Here is a 23,863-nt window from a genome sequence, read left to right on the forward strand (position 1 = left end):
CTTCAATATTCCAACCTCTTGATTTTCTGTAAGAAAATTCGGGGATCCCTCAGGGTCTGTCCCGGTTTTCCACAGACCAAACATAAACATCCCCACCTACCCCCCAATTAAAATCAGGTGAAATGGTGCAGACCAGCCCAACCGAAACAAGAATATTTCGAACTCGCAAAACCTCATCTGCCTGTCCGACAAACACGAGAGAACGTCCATGCTCCAGTGTCTTTCTAGCTGTTAAAAAATTACAACCCAGAACCTCAGACACAGCTCTAATATGGACCACATTTTTATAGTCACCACTACAGCAGACCTCATACTTCGTCTCATCAACCTTAATATCGGGGATATGTGTCGTCACTACCGACCACCCGCAATTAGCACACTTAAACCCCTGAGTACTATCCTCTTCAAAAACCTTCAACTCCCCTCCACATCGTTCACAAGCTATAAAATCTGATCTTTTCATTATAGCCTACCAGGATTAAATATTTTGAAAGCTCCTTGATTTGATAAATCAGGAAGATTAAACAATGGGGAATTAGGATTCGACGAAGACCTAGGGGGCCACTACCATCTTCCCATTACCATAAGCCCATACCAAGTTGGTTGGTGCTTTCACTGGAACCCCCATTTTGTTTGCTAGATTTTGCGCAAACCCAGTATCACATGCCCCAGTATCACACGACAACAATCGGATAGGCTGACCATTGTAGTTAGGATTATTCTCAATAAGCCTAGAAACGACCCGTTGGTCAGCCATAACCGTTCCATTAGGTGTGACAATTTCAATTTTTTGCTTACTACCATGCGTAAAACGGGGACAGACCACGTTTCTACATCACAGAAAACGTGATCTGTCCCGGTTTTCCATTTTGTGTATCTCTACAAACACACCACTCAATCGAACAGCTCATGCCTTAGCAGGCAAAATTTTATATTCAGAAAGTCACCGATCTCATCTGAACGAGTAGTTTTATCCACATAAAGCAAAACTGGATACTCAGAAAATAACTGTTCCACAGCTTCACCATCAAAAGGATCAATATTTTCTTTCAGAACAAATCCCTCCCCTCCCTCACCGTCAAATCGATAATACACGCCCCCTTGGTAGGCACTCTCCCTTTCCTCAAATGAGACACCCAAGAGCTCTTCGACATTTAACTTTGCCACTATAATAGATATATCTTTAACACCGTATAGATCGTATGCAGCCACGTATTTAATTCCTCGGTAAAATAACGCTAGGGGCTCGACTTATCGCCGAAGTCGTTGAGCCATAGATCATAAAATTAACATCTCGACCTGCCTGCCTACTTAACTGAGTTGCCAAATCTTCCAAACCAAGCACTTTAAGATCCCTCGCGCTAAGTGGACCGGTACGCGTCGCGCCGCCTCTAAGCCCAATCCCAAGAGAGCTTGCTTTGTTTAATAGCTCTGGACTGGCTAGTGCGATATCAAAATCGCTAGTTCGTCCGACATCGAAAGGTTGCCCTGTTCGATAGCTTTTGCCAGTTATAGCACTCCCCTGAAGTATGGGATCGACATTGGTATAACCTGCTTTCAACAAACCATCCCTGACACTACCGCCAAAATGTGAAAAATCTTTCGCACTGGCGAAACCGCTAGGTACAAGCCCTTTTGAAGACACGCTATATAACGAACCACCCAGCCCCCATGCATTCAGCAGCCCCTGGATACCCCACATGACCCGCTCGGTATTACTGGCCACCTCCCCCGTAATAGGATTCTCGCCACCCGCCGCCATATAGCCTTGGCAGGCTATACCTCCTACACCAGCCCCACCACAACCAGCCGAGAACAGTTCATTGGAAATCCCCTGAAGCTGAGCCGTGGTGGTTGCTTTATCCAACTCGTTTCTTGCTTTCCCTCCGATAGCCTGCTCAAACGACGCGGGTTGCAGAACCCACTCCTCACCTTGATCCGTCGTGATCGTCTTGTCGGTAGCCACACAAAAACCATTTGGTGACGTAGCGCAGGAAATCACATCCCCAGGCGAAGTTGTGTGGACCATAGCGCGGGTGAAATCGTTATCCTCCGAAAGAACCTCTTCCTTTAGAACGCTAAAATTTTTCGCAATAAGCTCCGAGATCTCGCTAGACAAATCTTGGCAATCACTTGTAGTTGAGCCATTACACGACGACTCGTACTCTCGCTGCAGAACCTGGAGCGAAAGCCTTTCTATATCGCTCAGATGATTGTTCTCGACAGCATTTTTCGCCGTGCCAGCTCCAAGCGCAGCGTTAAATGCATCCCCCCCAGCAAGCGCGCCGGTGAACCCGCCGGCCAACGTCGACAGCGCTGCGATCGTTTGTTTTTCCGACTCGGTCAGCTCGTCCCTGGACTGGCCCGGATAGAGTTGGCTCGCTATCAGCTCACCGACAGTGGCACCCGCAGCCCCGGCCAGCGCCGAGCCTCCTTGTGCTTTTGCCAGAACCGCACCCAATACGGCGTGCGCCATCAGGTTGGCTGCGTCATCACCTTCGGTCATCTGCTTAACGGCTTGAGCCAGATAAGGCGCAGCCGCGCCTCCCACGAGCGCTCCGATGTCTCCTACGAGGATGCCTTGGACAATCCCAGCTACCGCCTGACTGGCCTTTTGAAAACTACTGCCTGTTCCGTAATCGCGCTGAACCTGTTGGCTGATTTGCTCAGGGGTTGGACTAGCCACCCCGCTGTCGTTCAGCTTTTCGCGGGCAACCTTGTAGGCCTCACTGTCCGGATTTTGAGCTTCCTTGATTTTTTCGGCGGCGACGGCACTACTAATCCCTTTCACCAACTCCACCGAGCTCTTCACCAGCTCGATGCGCTCGTTCATCGCCTCTTCGTCAGGCTTGTCCAAATGCTCGTTGGCATTCTTCGTATCGCGATTCAAGCCGACAGTATCTTGAGCGCCCTCCGGGTTGCGGACGATGATCGTGCCTTCGCTCACCGCGCTACGTGTGTGGCTCTTGTCGGATTCGCTTAGAGCAATACCGTACAAGCCCCCCACCGAGGCGCTCGCCCCAGCACCACCGTAACTGCCCGAGATGCCGATACCAGCGGACTGGGCCTCGATTTCACTGACATTCTTGATATCGCGAGCGACGAGACGGTCAGTGATCAACAGGTTCTTATCCGCCGAGGCATCGCTGGCAATCACACCACCTTCCAAGGTAGTGGTTTTACCCACGTCAACGGTGTAGCCACCCGTCCCCGCGAACAGGCCGGTCTGATCCGTGACGCCTTTGTACTCGCTGTTCATGTTGCCGGCAGCCAGGTTGGCTGAAGCGGCTACAGGCGTGCCGTAGCAGAACGGTGGAATGCAGATGCTCGCACCAAAACCGCCGCTACTTTGCTTGCTTTTCTGGTCCTGAGTGTCCTGGCGGGAAATGATGTTGAGGTTTCCGTCGATCAGCGCATTTATTTCATCAGCACGAACCTGAGCGCCCGCCAACGTGGTGTCGCCGCCGCTGCGCAACAGCAACGAACCGGTATCGACCGTTGTGTTGACCTGGGTGACGGAACTGCCATCCCCCATACCTTTTGCGAGCTGCGCCCCAAGGTCCAGGGTGAAGCCGTTTTGCTGGCCGATGTTGAAGCTGGCACCGATAGCGGTTTTGTTGTTGCTGTTGCGGTTGGACCAGTCAGCCGTGTTCTGCGCGCTCTCCAGGATGATGTCGTTGCTGGCGAGCAACGACGTGTTGACCGCCTTGATGCTGCTGCCGATGACATGCAAATCACCATCGTTTTGCGCCGCGTTGCCATTGGCAATGATGGATAACGTAGTGCCCGCGTTAAGGGTGCTTTGCTTGGTGGTTTGGCTCGCGTAATTGCTGGTGCTTTTGCTTCGGGTATTGGCGATTTCGGTACCGATTTTGATCAATGAACCATTGCTGGCGGTACCGCCCTGTTTGTCGGCGAAGCCGGTTTTCTGATCATTAGCGTCCGATGCCATCCCGCCGAGGTTGTAGGCCGCCAGCGCCGCCTGGGCCAGTTTCACCGCTTTGAGCCGAGGGTCATCCGCGTCCTTTGCGGCCTCGACCGACGAGCGAATGGTGTTGACCGTGTCGACGATCGCACCACCGATCACACGCCCGACGGCCAGGCTTTTGGCTTTATCGACGGTACTTTGATCCGCCGTTTCCATGCCAGCAGCAATGGTGACGTTCGAGCCACGAAGGCTCATGCCCTTGGTGCTGACCAGATCGCTGGCGATTACGTTGAGGTCTCCACCGGCAACGAGACTGACGTTCCCTTTGCTGGAGCCGATGGTGCTACCGGTCAGGGTGGTTTGCGATGCCGTGCCGTTGTGTTTCTGGTTGCTGATCGACAGGTGCTGATTACCGGTGATGTCGTCGATGCCCAGGTTGTTGCCCGTCAGTACGCCCGTCAGGTCGCGATTCTTCTCCTTGTGCATTTGAGTGCGGGAGAAAGTGTTCTCCGCCGCGTCGATGGTCAGGTCACGTCCCGCGCGTACCGTGAGGTCATCGGTGCTGACCAGGGCCGAGCCGGTGATGGTGGCATCGCGTTTGGCGATGACGGCGATAGTGTCGCCCGAGATCATGCTGCCGACAGCAGTTGTCTGAGTTTCGGCCAACTTGTCCTGGACCTTGCTCGACTTCAAGCCGCCCCAGCTACTTTTGCTTTTGCTGCGCTCGTGGCGAGCACTCTCGGAGTCGGTAACGGCGACAATTTCCACATCATTGCCAGCCCCCAACCCGACACTGCCTTTTTCGGAAATGACATTGCTGCCTTTGATCAGCAAGTCGTTGCCGGCGGTCAGGACGTTGTTGCCGCCTGACGTGACCGAGCTGGCAACGTTGGTGACACTACTGGTTTCATCCAACCGAAACTTCTTCCCAGAAGAAGACTTCTTGGTCTTGCTATAAAAGCTGTAATCCGAATCCTTAGCCGATTGCAGCACCAGGTTTGCACCGGCCACCAGATAAGCCTCATCCCCGGCACTCACCCGACTGGCAATCAACCCCAGATCCTTGCCCGCACTCAGCACCACATTCCCACCCGCCGTGACGACCGTGGCAACCTGACGGACGTGATCCTCCTCCTTCGTAACCCTCGCCCCCTTGTTATACGAGTGCACCTCATCTGCCGCCGACGCCAGGGTCATGTCCCCCACCGCGCTCATGCCCACGTCGCGTTTGGCTTCGATCTCGCTGGCAACCGCCGTCACATCGCGCTCGGCCGTCACCGTCAAATCACGCCCCGCCAACACCTGCGAGCCCAGTTGCGTGATCGCCGAGTCATCGTGATCGCCGCCATCGGTCAGGCGATCGGCCTTCTGCGCCGAAACGATGTTCACATCGCGCCCTGCTTCTATCGTCAGGTCTCTGCCGCTGCTGACCACGCTGCCAACGGTGTTGAAGTCGCGTCCGGCGTCGATGCTCAGGTTGTTGGTCGCCTCGATTCGCGCGGCGCTGTCGGCAAAGCCCATGGACCAGGACCATTCACCGTTTTTGTCGTCGTAGTTTGTGACGGTGCGTTCGTTGACTACATCGCCCCGAACGGTGGTGAGCGACACGTCGCGTCCGGCGATGATGCCGCCGGCCTTGTTGACGAGGTTATTGCCCACCAGCAGGTCGAGGCGGTTACCGGCTTCTACCAGACCGCTGCTGGTCAGGTCGTTGGCGGCGGTGGCCGACAGGTTGTTGGAAGCGCGCAAGGTGCCGGCGTTGTTCAGGTCCTTGCCGGCGATCAGGGTCACGTCTTTGCCCTGGATCAGCGCGCCGTTGGCGGCCAGGCGGTTGTTGGCGTTGGCCAGGTACAGCACCGGCACCAGGACTTGTTCGCCGTTGACCTCGACGTTTTCCATCCAGACGATGTCGTGGGTCAGGGCCGCGACCTGTTGCGACGTGAGGCTGACGCCCACGGCCAGGTTCAACGCCTGTTTGCTGGCGACGGCGTTGTCCATCAGGTACTTGAACATGTCCTCGTTGGAGGTCTGGCCATCGAGGAAGCGTTGGCCGGTGCGGGCGAGCACGGCTTGCTGGATCAGCCTCTGCTCATACAAACCATCACCCAAGCGTTTGGCGCTTTGATCCGGGTCGTAGCCAAGGTTTGCCAGCAGGTAGTCCGAACTCATGAACTGCTTGAGGTCGGTGAGCACCGGGTTGGTTTCGATCAGGTATTTGGGCGGGGTGGACACCACGCCCATGGCGGACAAGCGTTTCGGGGGGATAATCGTGGAAACGTCGGCGGGTGACCTCGAGTTCGGTCGCGTCGGCATCACGGCGGGCTTTTCCATGGCCCAGTTTTGCGCGTTGCTGTGGGTTGCATCCGCGTCCGGGGTGGTGCCCTGCCCGCTGAGGCGGAACAAACCGTTTTGACCTTCGGGGATCACGAAGCCGGGCAGCGTCAACGGGTCGATGCGCTGTTGGGCCAGGTCGGGGGGCAGTTGGCTGTTGATGTGAGCGATAAACGGCGTGGTCGCCCGTAGGGTGCCGGTGTCATCGACCTTGCTGTCGCTGGTGATGATCGGCGCATTGACCGTTTGCACGCTATTGTTGAGCGTGGTGGTGGCGGTGATCGACGTGCTGCCGCCCGACTGAATCACCGCGTCGATGCTTTTGCCTGTAGTGGCGAATTGCGTGGCCCTGAAGACGCCATAGCGCGTGACTTCTTCGGGCACTGGCAGGTTTTTCGTCGGGTCGTAATCCGGGTTGAGTTCGGTACTGAGCCCGCTCTCCTGCTGATAGAAATAGCCGCCATCGGCGCGCCGGTACAAGGGCACGTATTGGGCGCTGTATTTGTTGTACTCGTTGACCGCGCCGCCCGGGTCGATCAGCCCCAGGTAGATGCTCCCCGGCTCCCGGTCGGCCGGGTTCTTGTAGTCACTGCGATAGACGATGGTCTCAAGGTTCACCCCTTCATTGTTGAAGGTATCGACCGAGATGTTGATGTCCCTGGCGGCCGACACCGAGCTGTATTGATTGAGGAAGCTGGAGCCGGTGACCGTGAGGTTGCCACCGGCGGTAATGAAGGCCGAGGGCGAGTCTTTATCGAGCGTGCGCTCGTAGATCTCATGGACGTAGTACCAGACGTTCCACTCATCCGAGCAATGGCTGCAGCTGTGGGTGATATAGCCATTCACGCGTTTCTGGCTGAAGGTGAGTATGTCTCGGCGGTTGATGACCGCGTTCGCCAGCAAGCGCATGTCACCGGCGCTTTCCAGGCTGCCGGAGATGTTTTCGATCACGTCCGCCCGCGCGCCCGCCGCGTCGCGGGCGACGGTCAACTCACCCAAGCTGTAGATGTCACCGTAATTGTTCGTCAGCGTGTTGCTGCGCAGCCGCATGGCCGCGCCGCTGAACATCAGACCCTTCTCGTTGAGCAACTGCGCGGCGTTGACGGTAAGGTCCTGCGCCCCGCCCAGGGTGCCGTAGTTACTGAGTGACGCGGTGCTGAGCAGCAGGTCATCGTTCGCTGTCATCCGCCCATGGTTGATGATCGATCCGCTGGCCGTGACGTCGGTTAGCCCGCCACCGGTAATCCGCCCCGTCTCGGGCAGGTACACACTGGCCGCGTCGAGCGTCAGACGCCCCACGCTGGTGACCCGGCCCGCGCCAGTGTAGCTGCCCGTGAGTTTCAGCTTCAGGGTGCCGTCACTGGCGATCAGGCCATCGTTGGTCCAGTTGACGCCCGTTCCCTCCAGCGAGGTCGAGGCCAGCAGTTGGCCGGTGGCGGTCTGGGTGAAGTTGTTGACGTTGATGTTCAGGCGCCCGGCCTGGATGACGCTGGTGTTGATCCAGGTGTCGGCGTTGAGGGTCAGGCCGCCCAGGGTGGTGATGCTGCCACCGGCGCCGCCGATGTTGGCGGCAGAGATGTCGAACGTGCCGCTGCCCACATGCAGCAGCTTGCCGTTACTGTTGAGGAAGCTGCCAACGCCCAGGGTCAGGTCGGCGTTGGCGCTTTCCAGGATAGCGCTGCGATTGTCGAACAGGCCGCCGATCTGGAAGTTAGTTTTGCCGCTGCTGCCCAGGGCGCGGATTTGTCCGGTCTGGTTGTCCAGGCTGGCAGCCTTGATCGACAGGGTGCTGTCGCTTTCGATGATGCCCTGGCGGTTGTTCAATACGCCGGTCAGGTTCAGGTCGATCTGGCTGCCGGCGATCTGGCCGTCGTTATCGCCGCTGTTGTCGAAGTCGTTGCCGGTGACGCTGACCTTGCCTTTGGCGTACAGGCCGCCGTTGCGGTTGTCGAAGTTGCGGGTGAGAACGATGGCATCGCCGGTTTGCGCCGAAATGCGCCCGCCGTAATTATCGAGGCCGCCCAGGGCGGTCAGGTTCAGGCGCTGGGCCTGGGTGATGCCGCCCTGGCGGTTGTTGTTCAGGTCATAACCGTTTTTCAGTACGCCGGTCAGTTCGGTCTTCAGCAGCCCCTGGAGGCTGGCGAGCACGCCGCCACGGTTGTCCAGGCTGATGGCGCCGATGCTGAGGTCAGCGGTCCTGGCTTCGATCCGACCGCTCTGGTTGTCGATCGCTTCGTCGACGGTCAGCGTCAAGGCACCCTGGCTTTGCACCGTGCCTTTGCCGTTGGCGAGGTTGGCTGCTTCGATCTGCACACCAGCGTTCTGGCTGTAGATCAAGCCATTGGCGCCGTTCTGCACGATGCCGGTGGCGGTCAAGACCAACTGGTCATTGGCCGCGACCGTGCCGCGATTGCGGTTGTCCAGGCCACCGGTGAGCAGGGTCAACAGACCTTGGCTGGCGATCTGGCCGCCCTGGTTGTTGATCTGCATGGCGCGCTCGACCCGCAACGGGCCAGCGCTGGCGAGTTTGCCGTTGGTGTTGGTCAGGGCGCCGAGCAGGTCGAGGGTTACGGCGGCGTTGCCGATCAGGTTGCCGCCGCTGTTGTCCAGCGCGGTGCCGGTGAAGCTCAGGGCTTGTTGTGCGTTGACGGTGCCGCCGGCATTGCTCAGGGTCATGGCGTTCATGACCAGGGTGGCGCCGCTGTCGATCAAACCGCCCTGGCCGTTGTTCAGTAAACCGCCCGTGACGGTCAGGATCTGGTCGCCGCCGCTGGACAGAATCCCGCCGCCACTGTTGTCCAGGCTGGCGGTGCTGACGGTGAGTTTTTTCTGGCCCGCTAACGCACCGTCACCGCTGTTGAGCAGCGCGCCGCTGAGGGTGACGCTAACGTCTTCGTCGCGGCTCGACAACGTGCCGTGGTTACGGTTGTCCAGGCTCGCGGCAGTCAGCTCCAGGCCTTTGAAGCCGGAGATCAGGCCACCCTGATTGATGACTTGGCGAGCGGCCACGGTCATCTGACCATTGCTGATGAGCTTGCCGGCGCTGTTGTCCAGGTCGCGGGCGGTCAGGGTGAAGCTTTGGTTACTGGAGAGTTCACCGTTTTGGTTGTTCAGGTCCCGCAGATTTCTAATGCTCAGAATGCCGGCGGTGGTGATCAGGCCGGCGCTGTTGTTCAGGTCACCGGTGGCGACGCCAAAATCGATGGCGATGGCGCTGCCCAGCAGCGAACCTTGCTGGTTGTTCAGGTTGCGGGAGGTGAGGGTCAACGCGTCGGTGGCGCTGATGAGGCCTTTGTCCTGGTTGGTCAGGTGACCGGTAAGTGCCAGGTCCAGATTGGCGCGGCTGGTCAGGGTGCCGCCGCTGTTGTCCAAGCTGGCGGCTTCGACCTCCAAGGCAGCGGCCGCGATCAGGCCCTTGAGGTTGGTCACTGCATTATTGACGCGCAGAGCCAGGGCCTGGCTGCTCAGCAACTTGCCGTTGTCGTTGTTCAGGCTTTGCGCCGCCAGGGTGAATGCCTGGGCGCTGGAAATTTCGCCGCCGTCGTTGTTGTTGACCCCCTTGAGGTGCTTGAACACAAGCAACGGTGCGTTGATCAAACCGCCCCGGTTGTTCAACTGGCCCTGGTTCAAGTCCAGGCTCAGGGACGTTTTGCTAAAGAGCTGGCCGCCCTGCTGATCGAAACCGGTAACACTGGCGACCAGGGCTTTTTCGCTGGCGATTTTGCTGGCAGCACCATTGCTGACCTGGGTGGCCGTCAGGTCGAGCGTGTCGCCACCCAGCAACTGGCCGCCCTGGGTGTTATCGAACACTCCGGTGGTGACGATGCTCGCCTTCTTGCCGGTGATCAGGCCGTTCTGACTGTTGTTCAAGCTTTGGCTTTTAAGGGTCAAAGCACTGTCGGTGCTGATCGAACCGCTTTGATTGTTCAGCACGCCGGTGCTGGTCAGCACCAGCCCGCCGCTGCTCGACAAGCGGCCGCGAGTATTGTCGAGACTGGCCCCGTTGATGTCCAGCAATTGTCCGGCGGCGACCAGGCCCGCCACGTTGTCCAGCGACGCGACGCGCAAGGTGACGTTGCTCAAACTGCTGAGCTCGCCACTGCGGTTGTTCAGTTGACCGACGTTGGCTGTCAGATTGCGGCTGGCGATAATCTTCTTGCCGTTGTTATTGAGCGTCTGCGCGGTGACACTGACATCACCCGTGGCATTGCGCGTGGTGTCGGCATTGACCCCGGCCTCAACGATGCCGTTGTTGCTCAACTGCCCACCCGCATTCAGCGTAATGCTGTCCCGCGCCGCAAGGGTTTGCTGGTTGGTCAGGTTGCCCTGGGTTTGCGCGTTCAACGTAGTGCCGGCGTAAACCGCACCACGGGCGTCGAGGCTGGCAGCCTTGACCTTGATGGCGCCGCTGGCTGAGGTGTCGACCATGCTGAGATGCCCATTGGCATCGAGCTGAATATCCCCACCACTGGCGATCAGCTTGCCGTCCAGCTTCACGCCGACCCCGGCCTCGGTGCCCACCAATTTGATGGCGCCTGCGTACATGCCACCGAGGGCCGAGGAGTCGATGGCCAGTTGCGGTTTAGCACTGCCGTCATCGGCACGGGCGGTGGCGCTCAAGGTGTCGGCATTGACGTCGTTGCGTCCGGCAATAATCGTCAGGTTTTTCGCCTGGATCTCGGCGTTGATCCTGGCGCTGCGGGTGATGATTTCGAAGTGGTCGACGTTATTGGCGTTGAGGCCTGCGCCCTCAATCGCAACGCTGCCTTTATCCACCTGATAACGATCCAGCCGACCGTTTTCCACAATCGGTTTGCCGGTGCTCAAAGTCACCTTCGGGCTATTGATAAAACCACAGCCATTACAGGTAATGCCGTACGGGTTGGCGACGATGACGTGGGCCGATTGCCCCGCCACTTCGGTGTAGCCGCGCAACTGGCTGGGGTTGCCGCCGTTGACTTCGTTGAGGATGACCTTGGCCGCCGCGCCCTTGAGGTTCGGGTTGCCGAGGATGATCCCGCCCAACTGAGTGGACTGGGTGCGCGAGGTGGCGTTGTTGAGGATTACGCCGTTGCTGCCGACGTTGTAATCCTTGAACTGGTTGTGGGACAGGCCGCTGCCGTTGGGCTTGGCGATGTTGACGATGGGCACGCCGTTGCCGGCGCGGTCCAGGCCAGTGCCCGGTGCGCTGACTACGATCCCGTCAGCTTGGGCCCACAGCGGTTGCCAGAACATGACGTTGGCCAACAGGAACGCCAGGCCGCGCTTGGGCATGCCCCAGAAGTGCTCGCGGGTTTGCAAGGCAGCAGAAGGCTGGCGGGCCAGAAAGGCGTGTTGGCGGTCGTCCATGATCGAGTCTCGTTGCAGCAGGAATTAGAGGAATACATCCATGCGGAAGTAGATCGGCGCTTCGCGCTCGGGCAGGGCATCCGGGCGTTCCAGGGAATGGGCGAAGGTGACGCTGGCGCTCAGGTGCTGGCCGCGGGCAAACAACTCCAGCGAATTGCTCGACATGCGCCCGTGCTGGTCGCCGTTGTAGCGGTCGCCGCGAATTACGCCCTGGTCGTAACCGAGGCTGGTGCCGTATTCAGCGAATACCGGGCGCAGCCATTCCAGCGTCACCGGGCGGCTCCAGCGCAGGTCGTTGCGCCAGTAACCACCGCTGTCGCCAGACAGCGACTGATCCTTGTAACCACGAATCGACGATTGCCCGCCCAGGCTCATGCGCTGCGGGCTGAACAGTACGTCCTCGCTGCGCTGGCCGGTCATCAGGCTGCTGAAACTGAACGACTCGCCCCACAACTTGAACGGTTGCAGGTAGCTTACGGTGGCGGTGTATTTGCGATAACGGGCGTCGGCCTGGCCGGGACCCGGATCGTGATCGCCCTGGGCATCGAAGGCGCCGATGCCTTGCTGCACGCCCAGGTCCAGGTTGACGAAAGCACTGCCGACCCGTCGGCCATGGTTGATGCCGAACTGCCCTTCACTCAGGCGATTGCTGCTGACGTCCAGTTTGCTGTCTTCGATGAAGTTGTTGGTCCGCAGGTAGGCCAGGCCGGTGTTGAGGGACGTCTTGCTCAGGGCGTCGCGGTGAATCACCCGTTCGACCCGCAACTGATGGTTCTGGCTGTCGCCGGTCTGCTTGAAATTGAAACCGTTGGCCGGGATCTGCGAGCGGTACTCGCTCCGGCTGTAGGTGTAACTGACGTTCCACCAGCCAAAAGGCACGTTGTAATAGAGCATGGCGTTGCGGGAGGTGTGCTGGTGGTCGGTCATCGCATCGTGACCACCGCGCAACATCAACTGGTCGGCCAAGCCCAGCGGGCTGTCCCACTCGAAACTGCTGCCCCACTGCTGCTCGCCGGTGCTGCGCTGGCCGTCGTTGCTGCGCGACAGCCCGGCACGCCAGGGCTTTTGCGCTTCGTTGGTGACGCGTACTTCACTGCCACCGACGTTCTGGCCGGGGGTCAGCTCCATCTTCGCCTGATTCGACGGCAGGCGATTGAGCTGATCGACCATCTGCTCGATCTCTCGCAAGTTGACCAACTCGCCGACCTTGCCAGGAAACGCCATCGCCAATTCACGGTCCGAGAGCTTGCTGTTCTCGGCGCCCTTCAAACCTTCAAGCCGCCCTTCCACCACCAGCACGCTTAAATGTCCGCCGGACAAATCCTGCTGCGGTAAATAGGCCCGGCTGGTGACCAGGCCTTTTTCGATGTAGTGATCGGTGATGACTTTGAGCAGTTCATTGAGCTGCGTCACGCCCAGGCATTGGCCGATGTAAGGCTTGAGCAACCGCTCGCGTTCACTGGCGGAAAGGCTGTCGGCACCCTTGAGTTCGATGGTTTTGATGGGGAAGCAGCGAGTATCGGCAGGCGCTGTCGGCTGGGTCGGTTTCGCCTCTTTACCGGGCAGGTCCTTGAGTTCCTCCAGACGACGGCGCTGCTCTTCGAGCAGGCGGTTCTGACGCTCGCGGATCAGGTCGGTTTCGCCGGGAGTGGGGGCAGCGTGAGCAAGGGCAAGCGGAGAAAGGCACAGCAAAGCTACGCACAACCTCGCCCAAAATAAGGGTGAGGACATGTTAGATCCCTCTAGCAAAAACGATATCAAAATAGTGGCGCGATATTAATTAGCCATCAATTTGACGTCAACAAATTGTTTGATCTTTGGGGCTGCTACCGGAACCGTTTATCTGAAATAAGACCCCTCCCCTACGACGGTACGAAAGGCCGGAAACGCTCTCAAAACGGACAGACGCCGTGCCGGCCGCACCTCGCGACACTCACCCGATGAACTTTCCCCCCTCGCGTGGCCTCAACCCCTTACCTGCCCCAACAAGGAATACGAGGCCCTGCCATGAAAACCCTCCTGAAACTGACCCTCGCCGCCACCCTCACCTGCGCCGTCCCCGCTTGGGCCACTTGCACGCCCGAGCAAGCCACCGCCAAGCGTGAACAATTGGCCAAGGAAGTGACCAGGCTCACCGAACAGGACCCGGACAAGGCCAAGGAAATGAATAAGGAACTGCAGGCCATGGACATGGAGACTGCCAGCAAGGATGTACCGGATAAGTGCCAGTTGATTGATGAGCGTCTTCAAGAGCTCAAGAATGCGGAGAAGAAAGCGGGGTGATGCCCCGAGCAGGGCACAGCTTGCTTTTGTGGCGAGGGAGCTTGCTCCCGCTGGGTGCGAAGCGCCCCCTGAAATCGAAGCGTCAACGCGCTAGATGATTGTAAATTCCACTTTGTTGGGGCTGCTACGCAGCCCAGCGGGAGCAAGCTCCCTCGCCACAGGGTTTTGCGTCAGGCTCAGTTATGCATAAAAAAACCGGACCCAAGGTCCGGTTTTTTTATGCAGCACTACCGCCGTTTCACTCAGCCGCTGGCGCCTCTGGCTTGCGCCGCTTGAGTGGGGCCATGCCGTCCTTGCTGACCAGCGACAAGGCGTCGGTCTTCGGGCGGTTGGCGATCTTGCGCTTGGTCGGGGCCTTGGCGCCGGTTTTCTTCTTGTCGCCCTTGGCGTCGACCTTTTTCTTCTTCACGCCAACGGCCTTGCCCGAGGCCTTGACCTTTTTCGGTCCGCCGTAGGTGCCTTTGACTTCCTTGATGGTGCGGCGCTCGAAGCTCTGCTTGAGGTAGCGCTCAACGCTCGACATCAGGTTCCAGTCGCCGTGGCAGATCAGCGAGATCGCCAGGCCATCGTTGCCGGCGCGTCCGGTACGACCGATGCGGTGCACGTATTCGTCGCCGCTGCGGGGCATGTCGAAGTTGATGACCATGTCCAGGCCTTCCACGTCCAGACCGCGGGCGGCAACGTCGGTAGCGACGAGGATTTTCACGCCACCCTGCTTGAGGCGGTCGATGGCCAGTTTGCGGTCTTTCTGGTCTTTCTCGCCGTGCAGCACGAACGCCTTGTATTCCTGGGCCACCAGGCGACCGTAGATGCGGTCGGCCATGGCTCGGGTGTTGGTGAACACAATGGCTTTTTCGTAGGTTTCGTTGGCCAGCAGCCAGTTCACAATCTGTTCTTTGTGCTGGTTGTGGTCAGCGGTGATGATCTGCTGGCGGGTCGTGGAGTTCAGCTGGCTGACCGCGTTGAGCTGCAAGTGCTCAGGGTTGTTCAGCACCTTGGCGATCATTTCCCGCAGGCCCGAACCGCCGGTGGTGGCGGAGAACAGCATGGTCTGCTGGCGGTTGGTGCATTCATCCACCAGGCGTTGCACGTCTTCGGCAAAACCCATGTCGAGCATGCGGTCGGCTTCGTCCAGCACCAGCACTTCGACTTCCTTGAGGTCCAGGTTGCCGGCGTTCAGTTGCTCGATCATCCGCCCTGGCGTGCCGATCAGGATGTCCGGTACTTTGCGCAGCATCGCGGCCTGGACCTTGAAGTCTTCGCCACCGGTGATCAGGCCGGACTTGATGAAGGTGAACTGCGAGAAGCGTTCCACTTCCTTGAGCGTTTGCTGGGCCAGTTCACGGGTCGGCAGCAGGATCAGGGTCTTGATGCTGACGCGAACCTTGGCCGGGCCGATCAGGCGATTGAGGATCGGCAGCACGAACGCCGCGGTCTTGCCGCTGCCGGTCTGCGCCGTCACCCGCAGATCACGCCCCTGGAGCGCGAGCGGAATAGCCGCTGCCTGCACCGGCGTTGGCTCGACAAATTTAAGCTCGGCCACGGCTTTGAGCAGGCGTTCGTGCAGGGCGAATTGGGAAAACACGGGTGCTACCTCGAAGAAATGCAAAAAAACAGCTGCATAGGGTAACGGTTTCGAGCGCGAAGGCCGAGTTTCTTTATACGAACGGCGCTAATCAGTGGCTTTTTTGTGAGCCGATTCGTCATCAAGGGTCACTTAACCTGGCTTAAATGCTCTAATCGCCCCGTCGCGTCTTTATAGAAGAACCGTTTCGTCCATGGATATCAAACAGCTCTGGGTCAACATTCAAGACCTTTGGGGTGCCCTCGATAAGCACCCTCTCCTGCATTCCAGCCTTGCACTGATGTTGCTGTTGGTGATTGCACTGGTGTTGGGGCGCGTGGCGCGTTACCTGATCCTGCATGGTGCCAAGTTGCTGGGGCGCCAGCCGGCCCTGCACTGGGTCAACGACCTGCGCCAGAACAAGGTGTTCCATCGCCTGGCGCAGATGACGCCCTCGCTGGTCATCCAGTTCGGCCTGCACCTGGTGCCGGAACTGAGCAAGACCAGTATGGTTTTCCTGGGCAATGTCGCCCTGGCCTTCACCATTCTGTTCATGGTGCTGGCCATCAGTGCCCTGCTCAGCGCCCTGCTGGATGTCTACGCCCGTACCGAGCACGCCCGCACTCGCTCGATCAAAGGCTACGTGCAACTGGCGAAGATGGTGCTGTATGTGTTTGGCGCGATCATCATTGTCGCCACCCTGATCGACCGCTCGCCGCTGTTGCTGCTGTCGGGTTTGGGGGCCATGTCGGCGGTGATTCTGTTGGTCTACAAGGACACCTTGCTGTCGTTCGTCGCCAGCGTGCAACTGACCAGCAACGACATGCTGCGGGTCGGTGACTGGATCGAGATGCCTCAGGTGGGGGCCGACGGTGACGTGGTGGACATCACGCTGCACACGGTCAAGGTGCAGAACTTCGACAAGACCATCGTCTCGATCCCCACCTGGCGCCTGATGTCCGAGTCGTTCAAGAACTGGCGCGGCATGCAGCAGTCCGGCGGGCGACGGATCAAGCGCAGCCTGTTCATCGACGCCGGCGGCGTGCGTTTTTTGCAGGACGAGGAAGAACAGCGCCTGACCCAGGTTCATCTGCTGACCGACTACATCAGCCGCAAACAGGCCGAACTCAAGGCCTGGAACGAAGCCCAGGGCAACGTCGCGGCGATGTCGGCCAACCGCCGACGCATGACCAACCTCGGCACCTTCCGCGCCTACGCCTTGGCGTATCTGAAAAGCCATCCGGACATCCAGCCAAACATGACCTGCATGGTCCGCCAGATGCAGACCACGGCCCAGGGCATCCCGCTGGAAATCTACTGCTTCACCCGCACCACGGCATGGGCCGACTACGAACGTATCCAGGGCGATATTTTTGACTACCTGCTGGCGGTGATGCCGGAGTTCGGCTTGAACCTGTATCAACAGCCCAGTGGCATGGATTTGCGTTCGGGGCTGTTGCCGGCGGCGTTGGGGGCCAGCCATCTGCCGGAGCCACAGAAGCAGGTGATCTGATACTCACAACAGGTTTCTGTGGGAGCGAGCCTGCTCGCGATAGCGGTGTAACAGTCACCGATATGTTGACTGACATACCGCCATCGCGAGCAGGCTCGCTCCCACAAGGGGGGTCAGTGGGCAGGCAGCGGCTGGCGTATTCCCAACCGACTGATCCACACCGCCGCCAATATCACCGACCCGCCCAGCAGCAACCGCCCCAGCGCCTCGTGCTGGTTCCAGATCAGCAGGTTCACCAGCAGCCCCACCGGCACGTGCAGATTGTTCATCACCGCCAGCGTGCCGCCGTTGACCATGCACGCGCCTTTGTTCCACCAGTACAGCCCCAACGCAGTGGAGACCAGGCCGAGGAATATCAGCACGCCCCACTGCAGCGGTGCTTCTGGCCAGAAATTGGTCTTGCCGAATAGCAGGAAGGCCGGCAACGCCACCATCAGCGCACCGAGATAGAAATAGCCGAAACGCCGGTAGTGCGGCAGGTCGCTCGGGTGACGAGCCACCAGGTGCTTGTACAGCACCTGCCCGGCGGCGTAGGTGAAGTTGGCCAGTTGCAGCAGCAAGAAACCCATGAAGAAATCCGGGTTGATCCGGTCGTAACGAATCACCGCCGCGCCGCCCACGGCCACCAGCGCCGCGATCAGCGCCCAGGGGTTGAAGCGGCGGTTCAGTGCATCTTCGATCAAGGTCACATGCAGCGGCGTAAGGATGGTGAAGAGCAGCACCTCGGGCACCGTCAGCACCCGGAAGCTCAGGTACAGACAGACATAGGTCACGCCGAACTGCAAGGCACCGATCAACAACATGCCGCGCATGAACGACGGTTCCACCTGGCGCCAGCGGGTCAGCGGAATGAACACCAGCCCGGCCAGCACCACCCGCACCAGCACCGCGAAATAACTGTCGACATGCCCGGCCAGGTATTCGCCGATCAGGCTGAAGGAAAACGCCTGGATCAGCGTCACAAAAAGTAGATAGCCCATACGCCCCTCGTTTCGAATGGCGGCGAAGATAGCGGTTTTTGCCGGTTGTCGCTAACCGCAGTAGCCAGCCCAGGCAATAAACCCTGTGGGAGCGAGCCTGCTCGCGATTGCAGTGTGACTGTGACAGAGAAATCGCCTGACACTCCCCCATCGCGAGCAGGCTCGCTCCCACAGGGTTGTGTGGCTGACCTGGAATTGCAGGCAAAAAAAAGCCCGATCTCGCTAAAGCGTTCAATCGGGCGACTGCACTCAGGAGCAACAAGTGCCAAGGGAGGTTCGATGCGCAAAACAACTTGAAGGGAAGCGCCAGGCCAATAGACCACCTGGCGATTACCTGAGGATTAACGGATCAGGCGACCTGGGACAGCTTGGCGTGCGCCTGATTCAAGCCCTTTTCCTGGAAATCACCGCCCAGGTTCATGCCCTCGGCATGGATAAAGGTCACGTCGTGAATGCCGATGAAGGCCATGACCTGACGCAGGTAGGGTTCCTGGTGGTCGGAGCTGGCGCCAGCGTGAATGCCACCGCGGGCAGTCAGGACGAAGGCACGTTTGCCGGTCAGCAGGCCCTGGGGGCCGGTGGGGGTGTACTTGAAGGTCACACCGGCACGCAGTACGTGGTCCAGCCAGGCTTTCAGGGTACTTGGGATGGCGAAGTTGTACATCGGCGCGGCCATCACCAGCACATCGGCGGCCAGCAATTGATCAGTCAACTGGTTGGAGCGTTCCAGGGAAGCGTTTTCGATGTCGTTGCGCTGCTCGACGGGCTTCATCCAGCCACCCAGCAGATTCGCGTCCAAGTGCGGCACCGGATCGATGGCCAGGTCACGAACATTGATTTCATCGGCCGGGTGCGCGGCTTTCCATTGGTTGATGAAGGTCTGGGTCAGTTGACGGGACACCGAGTCTTGCTGGCGGGCGCTGCTTTCGATGATCAGAACGCGGGACATGGGATGTAGCCTCCATCGGAGAATGTTGTCAGTCGATGGAGTGAAGATTAAACATGGTTACATCGATCAAAAAGCGCAAATAATTGCTGCAAAACATCGATAAATTCGTTTATAAGCGAAGCACCGTTTGGCTCGCTCCTGCGCCACCGGCTTATTTCGGCCGGCAGGTCAGAGTGATGCGCAGCTTGATGATGTTGCGGTTGAACTTGGCGGTGGCGTTCTTGAACTTGCCGGCGGCGACTTCGATCTTGCGGGTGCGTGGCGCTTCAGGGCCGTTGCGAAACACCACGCTGCAGGCCGCGTCGGTGCCGCCGTAGTTGTTGACCTGAATAGAGCCGATGTCGGCATCAGTGTCATAGGCGGTGTAGTCGATGCTCAGGCCGTTGAGGTGTTTTTCCACATCGATCGGGTACGCGAACGCAGTCAGCGGCAACAGGGCCAGCACCACACAACAGATTTTTTTCATTAGGCAGTCTCCACCAAGGGACCGCCAGCTTAGGACAAGAGGAGCTCAATATGAAAGCGCCCCGCGTGACCCTGGATCAATGGCGAACGTTGCAGGCCGTGGTCGACCACGGTGGTTTTGCCCAGGCCGCCGAGGTGCTGCACCGCTCCCAGTCGTCGGTGAGCTACACCGTGGCGCGCATGCAGGACCAGCTCGGCGTGCCGTTGCTGCGCATCGATGGGCGCAAGGCCGTGTTGACCGAAGCCGGCGGCGTACTGCTGCGTCGTTCCCGTCAATTGGTGAAACAAGCCAGCCAACTGGAAGACCTGGCCCATCACATGGAGCAAGGCTGGGAAGCGGAAGTGCGGCTGGTGGTCGATGCCGCCTATCCCAACGCTCGCCTCGTACGCGCCCTGACCGCGTTCATGCCGCAAAGCCGTGGCTGTCGTGTGCGCCTGCGCGAAGAAGTGCTATCAGGTGTTGAAGAAGTGTTGCTCGAAGGCGTGGCGGACCTGGCTATCAGCGGCTTCAGCATTCCCGGTTACCTGGGCGCCGAACTGAGCGATGTTGAATTCGTCGCGGTCGCCCATCCCGAACACGCCTTGCATCGCCTCAATCGCGAACTGAGCTTCCAGGACCTGGAAAGCCAATTGCAGGTGGTGATCCGCGACTCCGGCCGTCAGCAACCTCGCGACGTGGGATGGCTGGGCGCCGAGCAACGCTGGACCGTCGGCAGCCTGGCCACCGCCGCGACCTTCGTCGGCAGCGGCCTGGGCTTCGCCTGGCTGCCGCGGCACATGATCGAGCGGGAACTCAAGGAGGGCTTGCTCAAGCGTCTACCCCTGGAGCAAGGCGGCAGCCGCAACTCCACCTTCTACCTTTTTTCAAACAAGGAAAAACCCTTGGGCCCGGCCACGCAAATCCTCATCGAACTGCTGCGCACCTTCGACACCGCGCCGCTGGATGCGCCGTTCGCCGCGCCTGAACAAGCCTGACAAGGACTTCGCCAATGGCCTATTTTGCCCATGAAGATTGCAACCTGCACTACGAGGAATACGGTCACGGCGCGCCGTTGATCCTGGTCCACGGGCTGGGCTCCAGCACCCGTGACTGGGAAAAACAGATCCCGGTATTGTCCGCCCACTACCGTTTGATCGTGGTGGATGTACGTGGCCATGGACGCTCCGACAAACCTCGTGGGCCTTACAGCATCGAAGGCTTCAGCGCCGACCTGATCGCCCTGATCGAACACCTGGACCAGGGCCCAGTGCATCTGGTGGGCTGGTCCATGGGCGGCATGATTTGTTTTCAACTGGTCGTGGATGAACCCGGGCGGGTCAAGAGCCTGTGCATCGTCAACAGCGCGCCGCAAGTCAAAGTCCGCACGCCTGATGACTGCTGGCAATGGTTCAAGCGCTGGAGCCTGATGCGCCTGCTGAGCCTTGAAACCATTGGCAAGGCCTTGGGCGCCAAATTGTTTCCCAAGCCGGAACAAACCGAGTTACGCCTGGAAATGGCCCGGCGCTGGGCAAAAAACGACAAACATGCTTATCTCGCCAGCTTCAACGCCGTCGTAGGCTGGGGTGTTCAGGAACGACTGTCGCAAGTGACCTGTCCAACCCTGGTCATTTGCGCCGACCACGACTACACCCCTGTGGCACTGAAAGAAGCCTATGTGAAATTGCTGCCCGATGCCCGGCTGGTGGTCATTGCCGACTCACGGCATGCCACCCCGCTGGATCAACCCGAACGCTTCAACCAAACCCTGCTCGAATTTTTGAACGCAGTCGACTCAACTACTCAGGATCACTGAACCCATGCTGAAAAAAATCGCCCTCGCCGCCGGCTCCGTCCTGTTTGCCGCCAACCTGATGGCCGCGCAGCCGACCAAGGCGCCCCACGTATTGCTGGACACCACCAACGGTCAGATCGAAATCGAGCTGGACCCGGTCAAGGCGCCGATCAGTACCAAGAACTTCCTTGAGTACGTGGACAACGGCTTCTACAACAACACGATTTTCCACCGCGTGATCCCGGGCTTCATGGCCCAGGGCGGCGGTTTCACCCAACAGATGCAACAGAAAGACACCAAGCCACCGATCAAGAACGAGGCCAGCAATGGCCTGCATAACGTTCGTGGCACCTTGTCGATGGCGCGTACTTCCAACCCTAACTCGGCCACCAGCCAGTTCTTCATCAACGTGGCTGACAATGCGTTCCTCGACCCGGGCCGTGACGCCGGTTACGCGGTGTTCGCCAAAGTGGTCAAGGGCATGGACGTGGTGGACATCATCGTCAACTCCCAGACCACCACCAAACAAGGCATGCAAAACGTGCCGGTCGATCCTGTGATCATCAAGTCGGCCAAGCGCATCGACTAAACAGCACAGGGCAAGCCTGAGCGGCGGCGGCGATCCCGCGCCGCTCACAGGAAAAAAGGAGAGCCCGGCCCGGGCTATGTACCCATGGTTTATCGCCGTTTCGAAACACTGATCGACATTTTCCGCGACGCCCCGACCTCGGCACCACCGAACCGCGTCCTGCCCTTCTACACCTATTATCTGAAACAAGTCTGGCCCAGCTTCGCCGTGCTGCTGGTGGTGGGCCTGATCGGCGCACTGATCGAAGTGGCGCTGTTCAGCTACCTGAGCCGCATCATCGACCTGACCCAGGGCACGCCGAATGTGGACTTCTTCAAGATCCACGGCCTGGAGCTGGCGTGGATGGCGGTGGTGGCGCTGGTTTTCCGGCCAATCTTCGTGGCCTTGCATGACTTGCTGGTGCATCAGACCCTGAGTCCGGGCATGACCAGCCTGATCCGCTGGCAAAACCACAGCTACGTGCTCAAGCAAAGCCTGAATTTCTTCCAGAACGACTTCGCCGGACGCATTGCCCAGCGCATCATGCAGACTGGCAACTCCTTGCGCGACTCCGCGGTGCAGGCCGTGGACGCGTTGTGGCACGTGCTGATCTACGCCATCAGCTCACTGGTGCTGTTTGCCGAAGCCGACTGGCGCCTGATGATCCCGCTGTTGATCTGGATCGCTGCCTACATCGGTGCGCTCTGCTACTTCGTGCCGCGGGTCAAGGAGCGCTCCGTGGTGTCGTCCGATGCCCGTTCCAAGCTCATGGGCCGGATCGTCGACGGCTACACCAACATCACCACGCTGAAGCTGTTCGCCCACACCAACTTCGAACAACAATACGCCCGCGAGGCCATTGAAGAGCAGACAGAGAAAGCCCAATTGGCCGGCCGTGTGGTCACCAGCATGGACGTGGTCATCACCGGCATGAACGGGATGCTGATTGTCGGCACCACGGCCCTGGCCCTGTGGCTGTGGACCCAGTCACTGATCAGCGTTGGCGCGATTGCCCTGGCGACCGGGCTGGTGATCCGCATCGTCAACATGTCCGGCTGGATCATGTGGGTGGTCAACGGCATCTTTGAAAACATCGGCATGGTCCAGGACGGATTGCAGACCATCGCCCAGCCCGTCAGCGTCACCGACCGCGACCAGGCCAAGCCTTTGGCGGTGGCCCGTGGCGAAGTGCGCTTCGAGCATGTGGATTTCCACTATGGCAAGAAAAGCGGGGTGATTGGCGACCTCAACCTGGTGATCAAGCCGGGGGAAAAGATCGGCCTGATCGGCCCGTCCGGCGCGGGTAAATCCACGCTGGTCAACCTGCTGCTGCGTCTGTATGACGTGCAGGGCGGGCGCATTCTCATCGACGGCCAGGACATCGCTGAAGTGGCCCAGGAAAGCCTGCGCGAGCGCATTGGCATGATCACCCAGGACACGTCGCTGCTGCACCGTTCCATTCGCGACAACCTGCTCTACGGCAAGCCCGACGCCACCGATGCGCAACTCTGGGCGGCGGTGCACAAGGCCCGGGCCGATGAGTTCATCCCCCTGCTGTCGGACGCTGAAGGCCGTAGCGGGTTCGATGCCCATGTGGGTGAACGCGGGGTGAAGCTGTCCGGCGGTCAGCGCCAGCGCATCGCCATTGCCCGTGTGCTGCTCAAGGACGCGCCGATCCTGATCATGGACGAAGCGACGTCAGCGCTGGACTCGGAAGTCGAGGCGGCAATCCAGGAAAGCCTCGAGACCCTGATGCAAGGCAAGACCGTGATCGCCATCGCCCACCGCCTCTCCACCATCGCGCGGATGGACCGGTTGGTGGTGCTGGAAAATGGCCGCATCGCCGAAACCGGCAGCCATGCTGAACTACTGGCCCATGGTGGATTGTATGCGCGGCTGTGGCAGCATCAGACGGGTGGGTTTGTGGGGATCGACTGAACCGGGTTGGCTTCTACAGACAGGAGCTGTGGGAATCGTGTGGGAACAAGGCTTGCCCGCGATGGCGGCCGCACTTTCAGCATCAATGCAGACTGACCCACCGCTATCGCGAGCAAGCTTTGCTCCCACAGCGGATGTGTGGTGAACGCCGAATACATGAGCGCTCGCGCCCCATGTGGGAGCAAGGCTTGCCCCCGATAGCGGCCGCACTTTCAGCATCAAT

General features: G+C 59.3%; 13 protein-coding genes. 6 read left to right on the forward strand and 7 right to left on the reverse strand.

The features are described 5' to 3' along the window. Positions 1-894: 894 nt before the first annotated feature. From MA884_RS27185 to MA884_RS27195, 3 genes are read right to left on the reverse strand one after another with little or no spacing between them, the layout of a single operon-like run. Positions 895-1,212, reverse strand: a complete 318-nt coding sequence (locus MA884_RS27185; RefSeq protein WP_256233394.1) for a hypothetical protein — start codon at positions 1,210-1,212, stop codon at positions 895-897. A gap of 4 nt (positions 1,213-1,216) precedes the next feature. Further along, positions 1,217-11,608, reverse strand: coding sequence for a hemagglutinin repeat-containing protein (locus MA884_RS27190; protein WP_256233395.1), 10,392 nt, complete (start codon positions 11,606-11,608; stop codon positions 1,217-1,219). Between the two features lie 24 nt (positions 11,609-11,632). Continuing rightward, entirely contained in the window at positions 11,633-13,339 is a 1,707-nt protein-coding gene (locus MA884_RS27195) for a ShlB/FhaC/HecB family hemolysin secretion/activation protein (protein ID WP_256233396.1), read from the reverse strand. A 276-nt stretch (positions 13,340-13,615) separates the two neighbouring features. Between MA884_RS27195 and MA884_RS27200 the strand changes: the two genes are divergently transcribed. After that, positions 13,616-13,891, forward strand: coding sequence for a hypothetical protein (locus MA884_RS27200; RefSeq protein WP_256233397.1), 276 nt, complete (start codon positions 13,616-13,618; stop codon positions 13,889-13,891). A gap of 238 nt (positions 13,892-14,129) precedes the next feature. Here MA884_RS27200 and MA884_RS27205 read toward each other — a convergent pair whose 3' ends face one another. After that, the gene (locus tag MA884_RS27205) at positions 14,130-15,476 is read right to left on the reverse strand and encodes a DEAD/DEAH box helicase (RefSeq protein WP_047227912.1); all 1,347 of its coding nucleotides are present in this window, start codon (positions 15,474-15,476) and stop codon (positions 14,130-14,132) included. Positions 15,477-15,669: 193 nt separating this feature from the next. On the opposite strand from MA884_RS27205, the gene MA884_RS27210 reads away from it, so the two are divergent. Then, positions 15,670-16,968, forward strand: coding sequence for a mechanosensitive ion channel family protein (locus MA884_RS27210; RefSeq protein WP_256233398.1), 1,299 nt, complete (start codon positions 15,670-15,672; stop codon positions 16,966-16,968). A gap of 113 nt (positions 16,969-17,081) precedes the next feature. On the opposite strand, the gene MA884_RS27215 is transcribed toward MA884_RS27210, so the two are convergent. The 3 genes from MA884_RS27215 to MA884_RS27225 form a co-directional block, all read right to left on the reverse strand. Continuing rightward, a complete protein-coding gene (locus MA884_RS27215; protein ID WP_256233399.1) occupies positions 17,082-17,948 on the reverse strand; it encodes a carboxylate/amino acid/amine transporter in 867 nt (288 codons plus the stop codon). A gap of 349 nt (positions 17,949-18,297) precedes the next feature. After that, a complete protein-coding gene (locus MA884_RS27220; RefSeq protein ID WP_256233400.1) occupies positions 18,298-18,897 on the reverse strand; it encodes an FMN-dependent NADH-azoreductase in 600 nt (199 codons plus the stop codon). A 151-nt stretch (positions 18,898-19,048) separates the two neighbouring features. After that, positions 19,049-19,363, reverse strand: a complete 315-nt coding sequence (locus MA884_RS27225; RefSeq protein ID WP_256233401.1) for a 3-phosphoglycerate kinase — start codon at positions 19,361-19,363, stop codon at positions 19,049-19,051. Between the two features lie 50 nt (positions 19,364-19,413). On the opposite strand from MA884_RS27225, the gene MA884_RS27230 reads away from it, so the two are divergent. From MA884_RS27230 to MA884_RS27245, 4 genes are all read left to right on the forward strand, one after another. After that, entirely contained in the window at positions 19,414-20,337 is a 924-nt protein-coding gene (locus MA884_RS27230; protein WP_256233402.1) for a LysR family transcriptional regulator, read from the forward strand. A 14-nt stretch (positions 20,338-20,351) separates the two neighbouring features. Next, complete coding sequence (locus MA884_RS27235; protein WP_256233403.1) at positions 20,352-21,155, forward strand: alpha/beta fold hydrolase; 804 nt, start codon at positions 20,352-20,354, stop codon at positions 21,153-21,155. A 4-nt stretch (positions 21,156-21,159) separates the two neighbouring features. Beyond that, complete coding sequence (locus MA884_RS27240; RefSeq protein WP_256233404.1) at positions 21,160-21,723, forward strand: peptidylprolyl isomerase; 564 nt, start codon at positions 21,160-21,162, stop codon at positions 21,721-21,723. Between the two features lie 84 nt (positions 21,724-21,807). Further along, complete coding sequence (locus MA884_RS27245) at positions 21,808-23,640, forward strand: ABC transporter ATP-binding protein (protein WP_256233405.1); 1,833 nt, start codon at positions 21,808-21,810, stop codon at positions 23,638-23,640. Positions 23,641-23,863: the final 223 nt, after the last annotated feature.

Source organism: Pseudomonas sp. Q11, assembly GCF_024494355.1.
Taxonomy (GTDB): domain Bacteria; phylum Pseudomonadota; class Gammaproteobacteria; order Pseudomonadales; family Pseudomonadaceae; genus Aquipseudomonas; species Aquipseudomonas hefeiensis.